Source organism: Myxococcales bacterium, assembly GCA_022184915.1.
GTDB lineage: Bacteria > Myxococcota_A > Polyangia > Fen-1088 > Fen-1088 > JAGTJU01.
The window spans coordinates 54949-70711 of record JAGTJU010000010.1 but is presented as its reverse complement, the minus strand read 5'-3'; the positions used below and the strand labels follow the sequence as shown (position 1 = coordinate 70711).

General features: G+C 65.6%; 16 protein-coding genes. 10 read left to right on the top strand and 6 right to left on the bottom strand.

The window, feature by feature from the left end:
* Positions 1 to 12 precede the first annotated feature (12 nt).
* A complete protein-coding gene (locus tag KA712_25085) occupies positions 13 to 555 on the top strand; it encodes a hypothetical protein (GenBank protein MCG5056235.1) in 543 nt (180 codons plus the stop codon).
* Between the two features lie 82 nt (positions 556 to 637).
* Here the strand turns inward: KA712_25085 and ilvN are convergent, their stop codons facing one another.
* The 4 genes from ilvN to glmS all read right to left on the bottom strand — a co-directional run bounded on the left by ilvN (position 638) and on the right by glmS (position 5620).
* Positions 638 to 1177 (bottom strand): acetolactate synthase small subunit, encoded by a 540-nt coding sequence (gene ilvN, locus KA712_25080; GenBank protein ID MCG5056234.1) that lies wholly within the window; start codon positions 1175 to 1177, stop codon positions 638 to 640.
* A 9-nt stretch (positions 1178 to 1186) separates the two neighbouring features.
* Positions 1187 to 2974, bottom strand: coding sequence for a biosynthetic-type acetolactate synthase large subunit (gene ilvB / locus KA712_25075; GenBank protein ID MCG5056233.1), 1788 nt, complete (start codon positions 2972 to 2974; stop codon positions 1187 to 1189).
* A gap of 375 nt (positions 2975 to 3349) precedes the next feature.
* Positions 3350 to 3637, bottom strand: a complete 288-nt coding sequence (locus KA712_25070) for a GlsB/YeaQ/YmgE family stress response membrane protein (protein ID MCG5056232.1) — start codon at positions 3635 to 3637, stop codon at positions 3350 to 3352.
* Positions 3638 to 3796: 159 nt separating this feature from the next.
* Positions 3797 to 5620: a glutamine--fructose-6-phosphate transaminase (isomerizing) gene (glmS, locus tag KA712_25065; GenBank protein MCG5056231.1), complete on the bottom strand. Its 1824-nt coding sequence runs from the start codon at positions 5618 to 5620 to the stop codon at positions 3797 to 3799.
* Between the two features lie 195 nt (positions 5621 to 5815).
* Between glmS and KA712_25060 the strand changes: the two genes are divergently transcribed.
* Positions 5816 to 5992 carry a hypothetical protein gene (locus tag KA712_25060; protein ID MCG5056230.1) on the top strand — a complete coding sequence of 59 codons (177 nt, stop codon included), beginning with the start codon at positions 5816 to 5818 and terminating at the stop codon, positions 5990 to 5992.
* Positions 5993 to 6025: 33 nt separating this feature from the next.
* Here KA712_25060 and pdxA read toward each other — a convergent pair whose 3' ends face one another.
* On the bottom strand, positions 6026 to 6982 hold the full coding sequence (pdxA, locus tag KA712_25055) for a 4-hydroxythreonine-4-phosphate dehydrogenase PdxA (protein MCG5056229.1): 957 nt from the start codon (positions 6980 to 6982) through the stop codon (positions 6026 to 6028).
* 137 nt (positions 6983 to 7119) lie between these two features.
* On the opposite strand from pdxA, the gene clpX reads away from it, so the two are divergent.
* The 3 genes from clpX to KA712_25040 all read left to right on the top strand — a co-directional run bounded on the left by clpX (position 7120) and on the right by KA712_25040 (position 10522).
* The gene (clpX, locus tag KA712_25050; GenBank protein ID MCG5056228.1) at positions 7120 to 8325 is read left to right on the top strand and encodes an ATP-dependent Clp protease ATP-binding subunit ClpX; all 1206 of its coding nucleotides are present in this window, start codon (positions 7120 to 7122) and stop codon (positions 8323 to 8325) included.
* Positions 8326 to 8548: 223 nt separating this feature from the next.
* A complete protein-coding gene (locus KA712_25045) occupies positions 8549 to 8980 on the top strand; it encodes a TraR/DksA C4-type zinc finger protein (protein MCG5056227.1) in 432 nt (143 codons plus the stop codon).
* 138 nt (positions 8981 to 9118) lie between these two features.
* Positions 9119 to 10522: a protein kinase gene (locus tag KA712_25040; GenBank protein ID MCG5056226.1), complete on the top strand. Its 1404-nt coding sequence runs from the start codon at positions 9119 to 9121 to the stop codon at positions 10520 to 10522.
* 104 nt (positions 10523 to 10626) lie between these two features.
* Here KA712_25040 and trxA read toward each other — a convergent pair whose 3' ends face one another.
* Positions 10627 to 10956: a thioredoxin gene (gene trxA / locus KA712_25035; protein MCG5056225.1), complete on the bottom strand. Its 330-nt coding sequence runs from the start codon at positions 10954 to 10956 to the stop codon at positions 10627 to 10629.
* Positions 10957 to 11141: 185 nt separating this feature from the next.
* On the opposite strand from trxA, the gene KA712_25030 reads away from it, so the two are divergent.
* From KA712_25030 to ybgF, 5 genes are all read left to right on the top strand, one after another.
* On the top strand, positions 11142 to 11495 hold the full coding sequence (locus KA712_25030; GenBank protein MCG5056224.1) for a hypothetical protein: 354 nt from the start codon (positions 11142 to 11144) through the stop codon (positions 11493 to 11495).
* Positions 11496 to 11528: 33 nt separating this feature from the next.
* Complete coding sequence (ccsA, locus tag KA712_25025; protein ID MCG5056223.1) at positions 11529 to 12332, top strand: cytochrome c biogenesis protein CcsA; 804 nt, start codon at positions 11529 to 11531, stop codon at positions 12330 to 12332.
* Positions 12333 to 12335: 3 nt separating this feature from the next.
* Positions 12336 to 13703 (top strand): glutamyl-tRNA reductase, encoded by a 1368-nt coding sequence (gene hemA / locus KA712_25020; GenBank protein MCG5056222.1) that lies wholly within the window; start codon positions 12336 to 12338, stop codon positions 13701 to 13703.
* Positions 13700 to 14635 carry a hydroxymethylbilane synthase gene (gene hemC, locus KA712_25015; protein ID MCG5056221.1) on the top strand — a complete coding sequence of 312 codons (936 nt, stop codon included), beginning with the start codon at positions 13700 to 13702 and terminating at the stop codon, positions 14633 to 14635. Before hemA ends, hemC begins: the two co-directional genes overlap by 4 nt.
* A gap of 129 nt (positions 14636 to 14764) precedes the next feature.
* Complete coding sequence (gene ybgF, locus KA712_25010) at positions 14765 to 15730, top strand: tol-pal system protein YbgF (protein ID MCG5056220.1); 966 nt, start codon at positions 14765 to 14767, stop codon at positions 15728 to 15730.
* The last annotated feature ends 33 nt before the right edge of the window (positions 15731 to 15763 follow it).

The following is a 15763-nucleotide window of genomic DNA, read 5'->3' as shown; positions in this document are numbered from 1 at the left end:
GGGAGCTGTGGAATGTCTTCGGTGAAACACACGATGTTTGCGGCGCAGGCCCTGTCTCAAGCGGACATGTTCAAGGCCTTGCTGGGATCGGTCCGTTTGCCGACCAGCCTCGGCGACTACCGCCCCGAGCTGTCCGCGCCTGAAGGAGAATCCACGGGTGGCGGGAAACAGTCGGTTCAGCACATCAAGCTTTTGCCCGCACAAGGCGCAGGCCCCACGCTCGTCATGGGCTCGATGGATGCCAAGGTAAAGACAGCCGAGCTGCGCTCGTTCGATGGCTTCTGCCAGATGGTCGACCTGCGGTTCAAAGGCGCGGGGCCCCGACCCGCCGGCGAACCTTACGAAGCTCTGGTGACCAAGATCGTGGGCTTCTTCAATTCCCAGGCCGTGGCGGTGACGATGAAGGGACTCGAAGCCCCCGCTGCGCCCGAGGGGGCAGCCCCTCAGGTACCGGAACGCCTCGCCACTCCGGTTCCGAGGAACAGGCTCGCCCTTGCCCTTGGCGTTGCGCTCGGGGTGAGCGCAGGCGTCGTGGTGGCGCTGATCTTGAGCTAGGCGGCTGAGCGTCAGGACGGACTGGGGCCCCGCATCGCGGGCAACGCCCCAGTCCGCTTTCGAGAATGCGAAGGCCCCGCCCTCAGGTTGGTTCGCCGCCGCGGGCCATGAGCAGCTTGCCCGAGCGAACCAACTCCACCACACCGAGCGGCCGCAGCAGCTCGATGAAATTGTCGAGCTTTTCCGTCGAGCCGCTCACCTGAAGGATGAGCGAGTCGGTGCGGAAGTCCTTCACCTTCGCCTTGTAGTGCTCGGCCACCTGGAGCACCTCGGTGCGCTCGCTCTGGGAACACTTCACCTTCACGAGGGCGATCTCGGTCTCGACGACCAGCTGTCCCGTATGGTCCACGGCCTGCACCACGTCCACCAGCTTGAACAGCTGTTTGATGATTTGCTCGAGCGTGTCGGGTTCACCACGGCAGGTGATGGTCATCCGCGAGTACAGCGTATCGGCCACCCCGGGCGAGACCACGAGGCTTTCGATGTTGTAACCGCGGCGCGAGAACACCAGCGCCACGCGCACTAGAACGCCCGGTTGATTGCGGACCAGCAGCGAGATCGTGTGGAGGGGATGCTCTTCGGGCGTGTGATGCGTAAGCGGTAAGGCAGCGAGAGTGGTCACGGGCAGCTCCTATGTCGAACCAGTGGGCTTGCTGAGCTTCGTTTTGGGACGCTCAATCAGCATGTCTTTGAGGGCGGCGCCAGCAGGGATCATTGGGAAGACGTTGTCTTCCTTCACGACCTCGGCGTCGATGATGCAAGGCCCATCGTTGTACGCGATGGCGGCCTTGAGCACCCGGTCCACGTCGCCCGGCCGGCGGATCCGGAATCCCTTGACGCCGTAGGCCTGACCCAGCTTCACGAAGTCGGGGTTGCCCTCGAGGTCGGCGCCGGAGAGACGGTTGTCGTAGAAGAGCTCCTGCCACTGCCGAATCATGCCCAAGTAGGCATTGTTGATGATCAGGATCTTCACGGGCAGCTTGTGCAGGGCGGCCGTGGCCAACTCGCACATCGTCATCTGGAAGCCGCCGTCACCCACGACCGTCCACACGGGCTTCTTCGGAAACGCAAACTGCGCGCCGATCGCCGCAGGAAAGCCGTACCCCATGGTGCCCGCGCCCCCCGAAGACAGCCAGTGGCGGTTCTGGGTGGTGAGACAAAACTGGGCCGCCCACATCTGGTGCTGTCCCACGTCCGTGGTGATGATGGCATCGCGCCCCCCCAGCTTGTCGAGGCGATCGAGCACGTGCTGTGCGCGCAAACCGCCTTTCTTGCTGTACTTGAGCGGGTACTGCTTGCGCCACTGGCCGATCTGCTCGATCCAGGGCTTGCTATCGCAGGTCTCGACGAGCGGGATCAGATCCTCCACCACCAGGCGGGCATCCCCCGCCAGGCTGACATCGGGTTTGATGATCTTGCCGAACTCGGCGTGATCGATATCGATGTGGATCTTCTTTGCCGTGGGGCAGAACTCGCTCAGCTTGCCCGTGATACGGTCGTCCCAACGGGCGCCGATGGCCACCAGGCAGTCACAGTCGGCCACAGCTTTGTTGGCATAGGCGGTTCCGTGCATGCCCAGCATGCCAAGGTGAAGCGGACCATCCTCGGGAACCGCGCCCTTGCCGAGCAGCGTGTTCACGATGGGCGCCTGCATTTTCTCTGCGAGCCGCGCAATGGCGTCGCCCGCGTTCGAGATGACCGAGCCGTGGCCCACGTAGAGCACCGGGCGCTTGGCCGCCGACAGGATCGCTGCAGCCTTGTGAAGCGAAACCTCGTCCGCACGCGAGGGCACCACGTACCCGGGCAGCGTCACCTCTTCCACGAAGGGCGCCGTGCAAGGCGCGCTGGTGACGTCCTTCGGCAGGTCGATCAGCACCGGGCCGGGGCGGCCCGTGGTGGCGATGTGGAACGCCTCCCGCATCACGCGCGGGATGTCATTGGCGTTTTTCACCAAGTAGCTGTGCTTCACCACAGGGTAGGTGATGCCGGTGACGTCGGCTTCCTGGAACGCGTCCTTGCCGAGCATGGGCGAGATGGTCTGGCCCGAAAGCACGATCATGGGCACGGAGTCCATGAGCGACGTCAGAAGACCCGTCACCGTGTTGGTGGCACCGGGACCCGAGGTCACCAGGGCCACGCCAGGTTTGCCCGTGGCGCGCGCGAACCCATCGGCCATGTGGGTGGCTCCCTGCTCGTGGCGCGTCAGGATGAGTTTGATCTTGGAGTCCACCAAGGCGTCGAAGATGGGCATGGCCGCGCCGCCTGACAGGCCGAAGACGTACTCCACACCCTCACGCTCGAGGAACTGGATGATCTTCTCACCCCCGGTGGGGGTGCGGGCCGGTGCCGCTACGCCGCTTGCCGACGCCGACCGGGGTGCGGGTTGGGAAGCGGGGGCTCGGGCGGTGCTGTCCGACATGGTGTCCTTCCTTTGTTCGTTGGGCCGGCGACGGCGCTCCGCCTTGCGGAAATCCGTCCCGGGACATGGAAGGTACCCCCCTCAATGCGAAAGTCAAACCGAAACAGTTGTTTTACACAGCGATTTTGCCAACGACAGCGCGTTGCGCATCAAGAAAGCCAAGTTCTGCTTGTTCATTTCGCGATCATGAGAACTTTCGGAGGCGGAAAATGCGAAATTCATGCTCGATTCCGTCCTCGGCCACGGTTCTGGCTGCTCGAGGAGCAGGATTCAGGCGCAAAGCGGGCCTTGCGATGCGCGACTGGCCGCTCTGGGCTCCTGCAGCGGTCGCTCTCCAGGCCTCTCCCCGGTCGGAAAGCCCCTGAACGGTCCAGATCAGCCGGTCAGGTGGTTGGCCCGTCTTCCCGTGACAGCCCTCCAGACCGCCAACACTAACCCGGCGCCCAAGAGCGCCGCGAGGGTGCTGGCGAGAAACCCGTTGTCGCTTCGGTTGCCGCCGAACACCACGCTCGTCACGAAGCCACCCACCATGGCGCCCATGATCCCGACGATGACGTTGGGCAGGGCGCCTTGGTAGGCGTCGGTGTGCATGAGCCTGCCGCCCAGCCCGCCGGTAAGGGCCCCAATGACCAGCCACATGACGATTCCGTAACCTGGGTTCATCTACCTTCCTTCTCGGACCCAACTGCCGGATGGCAAGGGTGAGGAGGACTCATTCAACTATCGTGCCACCCAGGCATGGCGGAGGGCGCACCGCGAGAGGCGATCCCGGGCCACCGGCCCCGGGCGGACCGACCCGGCGCCTTAAGGCCGCTGCCGCCGTCACTCCACCGTCACGCTCTTGGCCAGATTGCGCGGTTGGTCGACGTCGTTGCCCCTCGCCAGCGCGACGGCGTACGCCAGCATCTGCAGGGGCAACACCGTGAGCAGCGGCTGCAAGAGCGAGGGTGCATCCGGGACCCACAGGACCGAGCGGCACTGCTCGCCCACGATCTTGTCGCCTTCGGTGGCCACGGCAATGACTTGCCCCTCGCGGGCGCGCACCTCGGCCATGTTCGAGAGAACCTTTTCGTAGCCCGCGCCCCGCGGCGCGATCACCACCACGGGGATCCCGTCGTCGATGAGGGCGATGGGGCCGTGCTTCATCTCGCCCGCCGCATAGCCCTCGGCGTGGATGTACGAGATCTCCTTGAGCTTGAGCGCCCCTTCGAGGGCGATCGGGTAATTCGTGCCGCGCCCCAGAAACAGAAACCCTGGAGCTGTCTTGAATTGCTCGGCCAGCTCGCGCAGATCGCCCAGGCTTTGCAGGGTGCTCTCCATTTTTTGGGGCATCTGCAAAAGCTCGGTGATGAGTGATTGCGCCTGCGCCGGCGAGAGCGTGCCCGTACGACGGCCGAGGTGAATGGCGAGCAGGGCCAAGGCCGACAGCTGCGCCGTGAAGCACTTCGTCGAGGCCACGCCGATCTCGATGCCCGCGTGCGTGTAGAGAGTGAGGTCAGCCGCTCGGGGAATCGCGGAGTCGAGCACGTTCGAGATCGCGAGCGTGCGGGCCCCACGGGACTTGGCTTCCTTCAGCGCGGCCAAGGTGTCCGCGGTCTCTCCGCTTTGTGAGATGGCCACCACGAGGTCGTTCGGCCCCACCACGGGCTCGCGGTAGCGGAACTCGCTGGCCAGGTCCACCTCGACCGGCCGCCGCGCGGTGGCCTCGATCATGAATTTGCCCACGAGACCCGCGTGGTAAGAGGTGCCACAGGCCACGATGATGATGCGTGACAAGAGCCGGGTGTCGATCTCCTGGCCATCCAAGCTGGCGTCCGCTTCGGGCACCAGCAGGCGCCCTCGCAGCGTGTTCGTCACGGCCGTGGGCTGCTCGAAGATCTCCTTCAGCATGAAATGCGGATAGCCGGCTTTTTCGGCTTGTTCAGCGCTCCAGTCGAGGGTGCGGGCCGGCCGCTCGATCGGGTTTCCGTCGAGATCGGAGATCGCCACCTTGCCCTCCTGGAGGTGCACGATGTCGCCCTCGTCGAGGAAGACCACCTTGCGCGTATGCTCGAGCAGCGCGGGTGCATCGGATGCAATGAAGGTCTCCCCTTCGCCGAGGCCCAGCACCATCGGCGACGCGTTTTTGGCAGCCACCAGCTCACCCCGGTGTTTGTCGGAGATCACGACGATGGCGTAGGCCCCTTCCACCTGCCGCAAAGCGCGTCGCGTGGCTTCCAGCAACGTGGAGGCGCCCCCGATGAGCGCCTCGTCGATGAGGTGCGCGACGATCTCGGTGTCCGTCTCGGACGAGAAGTGGCGGCCCGTGGCGCGCAGGCGGGCGCGCAAGCCCACGTGGTTCTCGATGATTCCGTTGTGAACCACACAAACGCCGCCCACACGGTGCGGATGAGCGTTTTCGTCGGAAGGCCGCCCGTGGGTGGCCCAGCGGGTGTGGCCGATGCCCACCGTGCCCTCGAGGGGCTCGGCCGCCAGCAAACTTTCGAGGGCAGCCAGTTTACCCCGGCAACGAAGCACGCGCAGGCCGCGTGGATCGGCGATCGCCACACCGGCCGAATCGTAGCCCCGATATTCCAGCCGCCTCAGCCCGCCCACCAACAAAGGCACCGCTTGCTGGCGCCCGATGTAAGCAACGATTCCGCACATGGCTGATGAGATTACTGGGCTTGGGCGGAGCTGGAAAGGGGCGCATCCTTGTTCCCGGAAATCGGGTGTACGAAGGGGTGAGTCGCACGCATGTCTTGCGCGCGCCTGCTTCGGCCGTGGCCTCGAGGCCGCGCGGTTTCTGGCGGACGCTGCTACACTGGGGAGCAGAAAGCAGGTTGTCTCATGTGCCGAAGGGTGACGTGTTCTCGTTGCGGTAAACCCACCTATGCCGGGTGCGGTGCCCACATCGAACAGGTGCTGGGTGATGTGCCCCCCGCCGACCGCTGCCGTTGCCGAGACGAAGGAACCGCGGACGCCGAGGGAGGCCAGAGCCCCGGCGGCTCGTGGCTTTCGCGCCTCATGGGCAAATAAGGCGCCCAGCGGCCGCCCGAGCGTGGGTCTGGCTCACCCTCTGGCGCGCGCGACCATCTGACGCGCGAGATCGAAGGCGGCCAAAAGGCTGTCCTCGCGGGCCAGCCCTTTGCCTGCCAGGTCGTAGGCGGTGCCGTGGTCGGGGGACGTGCGCACGAAGGGCAGCCCCAACGTCACGTTGACCGTATGGTCGAAGTCGAAGAGCTTCACCGGGATGAGCCCCTGGTCGTGGTACATCGCCACCACCGCGTCGAACTGCCCCTCGTGGGCCTGCCGGAACACAACATCGGGCACGGCGGGTCCATAGAGCCGCGGGCTCGAGCCCTGGGCCTCGAGCTCTCGCCGGGCCGCCGCGATGGCGGGTTCGATGATGCGTGCTTCCTCGTCTCCGAAGCGACCATCTTCTCCCGCGTGAGGATTTAGGGCGGCCACGGCGATGCGGGGATGCGGCAGTCCGAAGTGTTGCTGCAGCGCCCGGGCCGTCAGACGAATGGCGGTCGACACGCCCGAGACGGTGAGCGAGGCGGCGACATCCCGCAGGGCGATGTGCGTCGTGGCCACGGTGGTCTTGAGCCGGGGCCCCGCCAACATCATGGCGATCTCGGGTGCGTGCGCAGCCTGGGCGAGGTACTCGGTGTGGCCGGGAAACTGAAACCCGGCCCGGCCCGCCCACGTCTTCGACAACGGCGCCGTGACGATAGCCTTGACGCGACCAGACATGGCCGCCTCCGTGGCAGCTTCCAGGTAGGCGACTTGCGCCCGGCCCGCGGCATCGTTGGGCTGGCCCGGGACCCGCTGGTGCGGTGCCAGCGAGGTCACCTCCTCGATCTGCACGCCCTGTGGTACGCGCGTTCCGAGTTGGCGGGCCGTTTCTTCCAGGACACCACGGTCCCCGTACACCACGACGCCGTCGATCGGTCTTTGCCCGAGCGCTTTGAGCAGCACCTCGGGGCCGATTCCGGTGGGGTCGCCTAAAGTGATCGCAAGCATTTGAGAGTTTGGCCGATATGGGTAACGAGAGGACGTCGAACGGTCACGGGCGGATGACGTCTCGTACGCAGCAACTGATTTTTTGAAGCGGAGTGCTTGGCGGCCCGTGGGCGCCGGTGCAATACTCAACCATCAAGATGGACGACTTCCACTGTTCCTTCTGTGGAAAACGACGACGCGAGGTCCGAAAGCTGATCTCGGGTCCGCGCGTGTTCATCTGCGATGAATGCGTGGCTCTTTGCAACGACATCATCGCCAAGGAAGAGGCTGCCGAGCGTCCGCGCTTTCCTCGTCCGAAAGAGATTTACGAAGAGCTGAACAAGTACGCGGTGGGCCAGGACCGGGCGAAAAAAGCCCTTTCGGTCTCTGTTTACAACCACTACAAGCGCGTCGCTCAGCGGGGCAAGAGCGGCGAAGTCGAGATTCAAAAGGGCAACATTTTGCTCGTGGGGCCGTCCGGTTGCGGCAAAACGCTGCTCGTCCAGACCTTGGCCCGCAAGCTCGATGTGCCTTTCGCCATCGCGGATGCCACCACGCTCACGGAGGCGGGCTACGTGGGCGAGGATGTCGATAGTGTGGTCAAGGCGCTCTACCGAAACGCCGGTGGTGACGCGGAAAAGGCGGCGCGGGGCATCATCTGCATCGACGAGATCGACAAGATCGCGCGTCGCGGTGGCGGTCCTTCCGTGACGCGCGACGTCTCGGGAGAGGGTGTACAGCAGGCTCTGCTCAAGCTTTTAGAGGGAAAGAGCTGCAGCATCACCCCTGACGGCTCCCGCAACCGGCCCCAGCAGGAACTGATCACGGTCGACACCTCGAACATCCTGTTCGTGTGCACCGGCGCCTTCAACGGCCTCGAAGAGATCGTTCGTCGCCGCGTGGGCTCGGGGGGCATGGGGTTTGGGGCCCAGATCGACAAGAGCGACCAGTCGAAAAACGAATTGCGCTCCCTGGCGCGCACAGAAGATCTCATCAAATTCGGGATGATCCCCGAGTTCATGGGGCGCCTGCCCATCATCGTGGCTGCGGACGAGCTCGACGTCGAGGCCCTGGTCGAGATCCTGTGGCGCCCCAAGAACGCCCTCGTCAAGCAGTACCAGAGGCTGTTCGAGATGGAAGGCGTGAAGTTGCGCTTCACCGAAGACGCCTTGCAGAGTGTGGCGGAAGAGGCTTCGCGTCGTAACGCGGGGGCCCGTGGACTTCGGGCCATCCTCGAAGAGGTCATGCTGGATGTCATGTACGACATCCCCTCGCTGACCGGCGTGACGGAGTGCGTGGTGAATAGGGATGTGGTGGTGTCACGTGGGCGGCCTCAGCTCGTACGCGAGAAAAAGGCCTCCTAGCCCTCGTCAGACCGACCCCGCCGCGTGCGGCCCGGTGATCGCGCGCTGGGCCCCCGGGGTCTGGGTCCATGTGTCGAAAAAACACCGTCAGCATCATTGTGTGACTTCCCCAGCCGGGTGGGGATGCTAAAAAACGGGGCCCGGAATCGCGGGATGCCGGAGGCCACATGAGCCCCGGGACCGCGCCAACCGCAGTTCGAGACGAGCAGGAAGAGGAGCGGCGATGCTTTCCGAAAACGAAAAAGTGCAGATCCGGCGTGTACTGGAAGAGGCAAAAGGGCGGCTGGCAAGGACCGGTCAAAGTGCGCTTTCGTTCTCGATGAGTCACGAACGGAACATCGGACGTGATTCGATCGACGAGTCGATGGAAGAAGAGCTGTTCTCGACGGAAATGCGTCTGCATGACCGCGAGAAATACCTGCTGCGCAAAATCACCAAACAGCTGTCGCGTCTCGAAAGTGGCGACATCGACGTCTGCGAGGACTGCGGCGAGCCCATTCCGTTTCGGCGATTGATGGCCCGGCCCGTGACCACCCTGTGCATCGATTGCAAGGAGCTGTCGGAACGGGAAGAAGCGGCGCTGTCTCAGGCGGGTCGTGGAGGGGTGCTCGACGCCGACCTCTCCGATGCGCCCGCGGCGGCCTCTGACGAGTGAGCGCTTGGTACACCTCGTGAAGACCCGCCGGCATCGTCGGCGGGCTCTTCGCCTGGCCTGCTCCGCTGGCGTCTCCGGCGATTGTGTGTGGGGGGCCCTCTGCTATAGTGGTTGACGCGGGGCCCTACCGCCCTACCCATGCCTGAGAGCCGCTACAGAATCGTCGAGCGCATTGCCGCAGGAGGCATGGCGGAAGTTTTCCGAGGGGTGGCCGAATCCCTCCAGGGATTCCGAAAGAACGTCGCGGTCAAGCGCATCCTTCCGTCGCTGACCAAGAACAAGAAGTTCATCGCGATGTTCCTGGACGAGGCGCGGCTATCGCTGAGCCTACAGCACGCCAACATCGTCCAGGTCTTCGACATCGGCCACGTCGACGACACCTACTTCATCGTGATGGAGTTCGTCGATGGCGTTGACTTGAAGGCGGTCCTGGAATGGCGCCGCCGCATCAACAAGCCGCTCACGATCGGTCAGACCGTGTACGTGATCATGGAGATCTGCAAAGGTCTCAACTACGCCCACGATCTCATCCATCCCGAGACCGGTAAGCCGCTCAACATCGTTCACCGGGACGTCTCTCCGCCCAACGTGCTCATCTCGAAGAACGGCGAGGTGAAGGTCACAGACTTTGGTCTGGCCAAAGCGGCCGTGCAGGTCGAGCACACCGACCCGGGCGTCGTGAAGGGCAAGATGAGCTATCTCTCGCCCGAGGCGGCGCGAGGTGAAGAGGTGGACAGGCGGGCCGACATCTTCGCGGTGGGCATCTTGCTCTACGAGATGCTCACGAACCGGCGGCTCTTTTACGGGGAGTCGGACTATCAAACCGTGGAGCTCGTGCGAGCCGCGCGCATTCCGCCGGTTGGCGCTCAAAATCCCGAGGTCGAACCCGAACTGGAAGACATCGTTCGCAAGTCGCTGGCTAGGCGGCTCGAGGATCGCTTTCAGACCGCTACCGATCTGCAGGACGCGCTTGCGCACTATCTGTTCTCGCGCGGGCTCAAGATGATCCAGCGCGACATCTCCGAGCTGGTTCGGCGCTGCATGGAAGACCAAATGACTCTTTCGGGCGCGGCCAAAAAGCCCAAGGGAAGCCTGGTCGACACGGTCTTGCAGGATCAGATCCGCGCGTTCACGTCCATGGATTTCGAGGAGCCGGATCCGGCGGCCTCGATCGGCGTGCCGCGCGTGACCGATGAGCTCATCGATCCCCGTGCCTGGGCCAACGACACCGACTGGCCCTGGCGAAAATCCGGAAACCGGCGCAGCACCCTCGCGCAGGACGCGGACGTCACCCTCGACGTGGACGGTCCCCCCTCGGCGCCGGTTCCGACTCATCCGGTGGCAGCGGCGGCATCGTCAAATGCCGCGCTGGGGCCAGCGCCGTGGGAACGGCAGACGCCGTCACCGGCGGAGGCCCCGCCCCTCGGTTCCAGGCCCGGGGGGATGCCGGTGCGCAGGTCGAACCGAGGCGTGGTGGTTGGGGTGTTCCTCGGGTTTCTCGTGCTGGGGGCCGTTCTGGCGGCCGTGTTCGTGCGGGGCTGACACGCGCGGGGTGCGGGCGGGCGCGGGCACCGTATATACGAAGGCCCCGGCTCCCGCGCTGTAGCCGGGGACCGGGGCCAAAGAGCGCCGCGAGGGCGGCTGCCTCAGATTGCTTTCTTGATGAAGTCTTCGAGTTTGGGGCGGGGTACGGCGCCTACGAGCTGACCGATGACCTGACCGCCCTTGAACATGAGCAAGGTGGGGATGCTCTGCACCTCGAATTGCGAGGGCACGTTCGGGTTGGCGTCGATGTCACACTTGCCCACGCGCACTTGGCCGGCGTACTGGTCTGCCAGGGCATCGATGTGCGGTGCGATCGCGCGGCAAGGCGCACACCAAGCAGCCCAGAAGTCCACCAAGACGGGCTTGTCGGAGCCGAGCACATCGGATTCAAAGTTGTCGTCGGTGACCTCGATAACGTTCGCGCTTGCCATGGATGAATGAACCTTTACCACATGAGCCCTGGGCTGGATAGCCGACCCATTCGGCCATCCGCTGGTCCCCTTTGATTCGGCAGAAGGCGTCGAGGTTTCAGCACCAAGCGCTTGTGCTGGCGCGGCCGGTTGACGATGGTAAGGTCCTGGCCCAGGCCTTCCGTCCCCTCGACCCTCCGCCTTTCATGACGCTCCGGCTCTTTCTCTCTCAGATGACCATCGACACCTGGGTGGCCGGAGATCGCGTGGACCTTCAGGGTGAGGTCATCACGACCCGTCCTTCGGGGGTGCGTCTCAGGCTGACACCTGCGGCGTTGTTCAAGCAGGCCTCCTTGGGGGCTCATGACCTCCACGGGTTGGTTGGCAAGGTAAAGGACCAGGAGGCCATCGATGCGCTCGGGGGCGAGGCCTTCATGTCGTCCGTCGTCATCGGCGAGGCGGCGTACGATGTCGAGCCCGGCTATGTGGCCATACCCGCGGATGAGACAGCCGATGCGCCAGGGGCCATCCTCGCAGCGGTTGCCTCACTGCGGGCGTGATTCGCGGATGTCCGGGGTTAAACTGCAGTCGTCGTGAACGTTTCCTCCGCGTTGGAAATCGCCCAGATCGGGGCCTATGGCCTTTCGTCAGGGCTCTATTTGGGCTTCCATCTCGGGGCGGGTGGCCGTGTGGCTCTGTGGGCCCGTCGGGTGTTCCTCGTGGGGTTCGTCGTCCATCTGGTCGATATCGGGGTGCGCTGCTTTCGTTTGCAGCATCCATTGTCCTCGACCGCGGAGGCCATGGCCTTCGTGGCCTGGCTGGTGGCGGCCGGGTTCCTGCTGGCAACCCTGCGCTCCCGCCTGGCAGCTGCGGGCGCTTTCGCTGGACCCACCGTGCTGGTACTGCTGGTCCTGGCTCGCGTGCTTCCTGACGCGTCCCGTCCCGGCACGCCCACCGGCCCCCTGGCCACGGCGCACATTTTCCTGTCCACGGTGGGCGAAGCGCTGTTTGCGCTGGCTGCGGCCCTGGCGGCGCTCTATCTGATCCAGGAGAGGCGCCTGAAACGAAAGGATTTCGCACGCTTGCGAACAACCGGGGCGCCCCTCGAGACCCTCGACCGGCTGGCCGCACGCTGCGTGTCGTGGGGTTTTCCGGTCTTCTCCCTGGCCATCATCACCGGGGCGGTTCTCGTCGCCCGGTTGGGGCTGCTTCAGGGCGAAGCCGTCGTTCGGCCCGAATACGTGCTGGCCGTGGCGTCTTGGGTGGCGTATGGCGTGTTGATCGTCGCGCGGCGGGGAGCGGGATGGCAGGGGCGGCGGGCGGCGTGGTTGACGGTGGGAGGGTTTGGTGGGGCCGTGCTGGTGCTGGTCGCTTATTTCGTACGGAATCTGGCCTGAACCATGGGGTCCGAACTCATCGTCCTTGGCATCTCTCATCGCACGGCCCCCGTGGCCGTACGGGAATGCCTTGCGGTTGATCCGGCCGATGCGGAAGGGTTCATCAAGAACCTTTCGGCGCGGCCAGGGGTGGGCGAGGTGGCGTTCATCTCCACCTGCAACCGTGTCGAGATCTACGCGGCCGTCCAGGATCGCGTCACGGCGTTCAGCTCCCTGAGAGACCTTCTGGTCGAAAGGCTACCTCCCGACGCCGGTGGCCTCGGTGAGCTCGAAACGCACCTGTACCGCCGCGCGGGCCGCGCGGCCGTGCATCACCTGTTTCGGGTGGCGTCGAGCCTCGATTCTCTCGTCGTGGGCGAGCCGCAGATCCTCGGCCAGGTGAAGGACGCCTTCGACCTCGCCAACCGGGCAGGGGTTGCAGGTCCCACGCTCGTCGACTGCTTCACGCGGGCATTCCGCATCGCCCGCCGGATTCGTCGCGACACCGGCATCGCCCGGCAGTCCGTGTCGGTGAGCTCCGTGGCCGTGGATCTCGCACGCCAGGTGTTCGCCGGGTTCGAGGGCCGGCAGGTGCTGCTGGTGGGCGCTGGCAAGATGGCCGACCTGGCAGGCCGGGCCCTCAAGGCGCAGGGCGCCCGCGTGGCGGTGACCAACCGCACCCGGGCTCGTGCCGAAGACTTTGCCAACCGGCACGGGTTTGCCGTGGAGGACTACGCGCAGCTCGAGGCCGCCATCGGACGGGCCGACATCGTGATCACCTCCACGGGCGCGCGGCAGCCGATCTTGGGGCGCGACGCGGTGGCCCGCATCCAAAAGACGAGGCGGAGCCGCTCGTTGGTGCTGGTGGACATCGCCGTGCCGCGCGACGTGGATCCCGCAGCTGCGGACGTGCCGGGCGTGTACCTGTGGGACATCGACGACCTTCAAAAGGAAGCCGCGACGGCCCTGGCGGGGCGTCGGGAGGAGGCCGAAAAGGCCGAACAGCTCGTCGAGGAAGAGGTTCTGCGCTACCTGCAGGTGCAAAGGGGACGCGGGGTGGCTCCCACGATCACGGCGCTTCGCAACAGGTTCCAGTCCGTGGCCCAAGCCGAGGCAGAGAAGGCCCTCGCGGGCCTACCGGGCGCCGACGAGCGCACCCGTCGCGCCATCGAACGTTTGGCAACGGGCCTGGCGAACAAGCTGCTGCATGCCCCGCAAGTGGTCTTGAAGAAGGAAGCGTCCGGGGAGGTGGGCGAAATGCTCGCGGCGGCCGTGGCCCAGCTGTTCGAGCTGCCCGCGGTGGCCGCCGTGCAGACGGGTGCCGACCCGACGGAGGAGGCCGAGGAGGCCCCTGCGGAGGAAAGTAGCTCTCAAAAACAGGCAAATTCATGAAGGTATCTGGCACAGCAGCGCGCTTGATCATCGGGACCCGCGGCAGCGCCCTGGCGCGCTGGCAAGCCGAACACGTGGCTGCCCGTCTGCGCGAGGAAAACCCGGGTTTGGAGGTCCGGCTGGAGATCATCGTGACCAGCGGGGACCGTTTCCAGGCGGGGCCTGTCTCCGACGTGGGTGGCAAGGCCGTGTGGGTCAAGGAGATCGAAGAGGCGCTGCTGTCGGGCGCCGTCGACCTTGCGGTGCATAGCCTCAAGGATGTGCCCGCCTCCTTGCCCGACAGCCTCTTCCTGGCGGCGTTCCCGCCCCGCGCAGATGCCCGGGACGCGTGGCTGTCACGTGCGGGCGCGACGTTGCGGGACTTGCCGCGCGGGGCCCGCGTGGGCACCTCGAGTTTGCGGCGCACCTGCCAGCTCCGGGCGTTGCGACCCGATCTGCAGATCGAACTGTTCCGCGGGAATGTGGACACACGCCTGCGCAAGCTCGACGAGGGGTTCGTGGACGCGGCGGTGCTGGCCTGCGCAGGCCTGGATCGCCTGGGGTACGGTGCGCGCATCACCGAGCGGCTCGAGCCCGCGGTGATGCTGCCCGCAATTGGCCAGGGCTGCATGGCCATCGAGACCCGCCAGGGCCCAAGCTTCGTCAACGAAGCCCTGGCGGCGCTCGACGATCCGGACAGCCGGGCGGCGGCCACTGCGGAGCGCGCCTTGATGGCCGCGCTTGGGGGCTCGTGCCGCACGCCCGTGGGGGGCCACGCCGTGCTTTCCGCTGACACACTGACGCTCACGGGGCTCGTGGGGCGGCCGGATGGGGGGCAGGTGCTCCGGGTGAGCCGCTCGGCGCCCCGGGCCGCCGCAGCGGCGCTCGGGGCCGAGGTGGCCCAGGCGCTGCTCGCCGAAGGCGCGGCGGACATTCTGGCTGCCCTTGGGTAGCGTCGTCAGTTTCCTGGCGCCTCGACTCAAGACCCGTTCCGAAAGTACCGATCCTGCTCGGGTTCGGTAAAGAGGCCCACGTCTCCCTCGAGGAGACGGCAAGCGTCTCCTGTCCGCGAACGGGTCGGAATGAAGCCAGAAGTACGGAGCCATTTGCGCCAGAGTCTCGGGGTGGCCGCCCTGGCCATGGGCCTCGGTGCCTGTGCCCCGCATCCGACGTCTGTGAAGGTACAGGATCTGAACCAGACGATTGCGTCGTTGAGGGCGCAGAACACCGAGTACCTGAGGCGTATCGAGGAGCTCGAGAACCAGGTGTTCGTGTTGAGCGACAAGGTCGGAGGGCGGGAAGCGCCGGAGGAACCAGCGGTCGTTGCACCAGCCCGCCTGCCCCGGGTCACGCTCAGACCGGGTGACGAGGTGCCGGGGATCGAGGCTTCCGAGACCGCGGTCTACAGCTTCGGTGACGAGGGCACGGTGGAGTATGCGGGCGACGCCGCCAAGCCCTCACGCCACCGACCCCTGCTGCGTCTCGTGGGTGACGGAAGCCAGGTCGGCATCGAGGGCGCTGAGGATCGGGCCCCCGCGGCGGTTCGTCTGGCCGTGGCCCCGCCGGTCAGGCCCCCCTCCGGCGTCGCGGCGGGCGAACCCAAACGCCTCGCCGTCACGAGCTCTGACGAAGCGCCCCAGGCGCTCTACCGACATGCGCTCGAGCACCTTCGGGGCGGACGGCATGCCGACGCCGCAGCCGGCTTTCGCGAGTTCCTGCGCCGCTTCGCCAAGCACGACTACGCCGACAACGCGCAGTACTGGCTGGCCGAGTGTTACTACGATCTCAAGGATTTCGTGACCGCCGTGCGCGAATTCCGAAAGGTGGCGGACGAATACCCGGCGGGAAACAAGGTGCCCGACGCCCTCTTGAAGGTGGGCCTGGCTTACGTGGCCCTCGGCAACGAGGCGGCCGGGCGAAGCACCTTGCGAGAATTGGCGGAGCGGTACGCCGCCCATCCCGCAGCCGCTTTGGCCAAACAACGTGTGGCCGAGCTGGACGGCGGCAACACCGAGGATGAACCCGGCGTGGGGGGCGTTCGTCCCTGAGGGAGAAAGCGATGAAGGCGACAGGAAAGCGTC

Coding starts and splice junctions, on each gene's coding strand:
- KA712_25085 (MCG5056235.1), top strand. CDS start 13: ATGTCTTCGGTGAAACACACGATGTTTGCGGCGCAGGCCCTGTCTCAA.
- ilvB (MCG5056233.1), bottom strand. CDS start 2,974: ATGTCGGACAGCACCGCCCGAGCCCCCGCTTCCCAACCCGCACCCCGG.
- KA712_25070 (MCG5056232.1), bottom strand. CDS start 3,637: ATGAACCCAGGTTACGGAATCGTCATGTGGCTGGTCATTGGGGCCCTT.
- glmS (MCG5056231.1), bottom strand. CDS start 5,620: ATGTGCGGAATCGTTGCTTACATCGGGCGCCAGCAAGCGGTGCCTTTG.
- pdxA (MCG5056229.1), bottom strand. CDS start 6,982: ATGCTTGCGATCACTTTAGGCGACCCCACCGGAATCGGCCCCGAGGTG.
- clpX (MCG5056228.1), top strand. CDS start 7,120: ATGGACGACTTCCACTGTTCCTTCTGTGGAAAACGACGACGCGAGGTC.
- KA712_25045 (MCG5056227.1), top strand. CDS start 8,549: ATGCTTTCCGAAAACGAAAAAGTGCAGATCCGGCGTGTACTGGAAGAG.
- KA712_25040 (MCG5056226.1), top strand. CDS start 9,119: ATGCCTGAGAGCCGCTACAGAATCGTCGAGCGCATTGCCGCAGGAGGC.
- trxA (MCG5056225.1), bottom strand. CDS start 10,956: ATGGCAAGCGCGAACGTTATCGAGGTCACCGACGACAACTTTGAATCC.
- KA712_25030 (MCG5056224.1), top strand. CDS start 11,142: ATGACGCTCCGGCTCTTTCTCTCTCAGATGACCATCGACACCTGGGTG.
- hemA (MCG5056222.1), top strand. CDS start 12,336: ATGGGGTCCGAACTCATCGTCCTTGGCATCTCTCATCGCACGGCCCCC.
- hemC (MCG5056221.1), top strand. CDS start 13,700: ATGAAGGTATCTGGCACAGCAGCGCGCTTGATCATCGGGACCCGCGGC.
- ybgF (MCG5056220.1), top strand. CDS start 14,765: ATGAAGCCAGAAGTACGGAGCCATTTGCGCCAGAGTCTCGGGGTGGCC.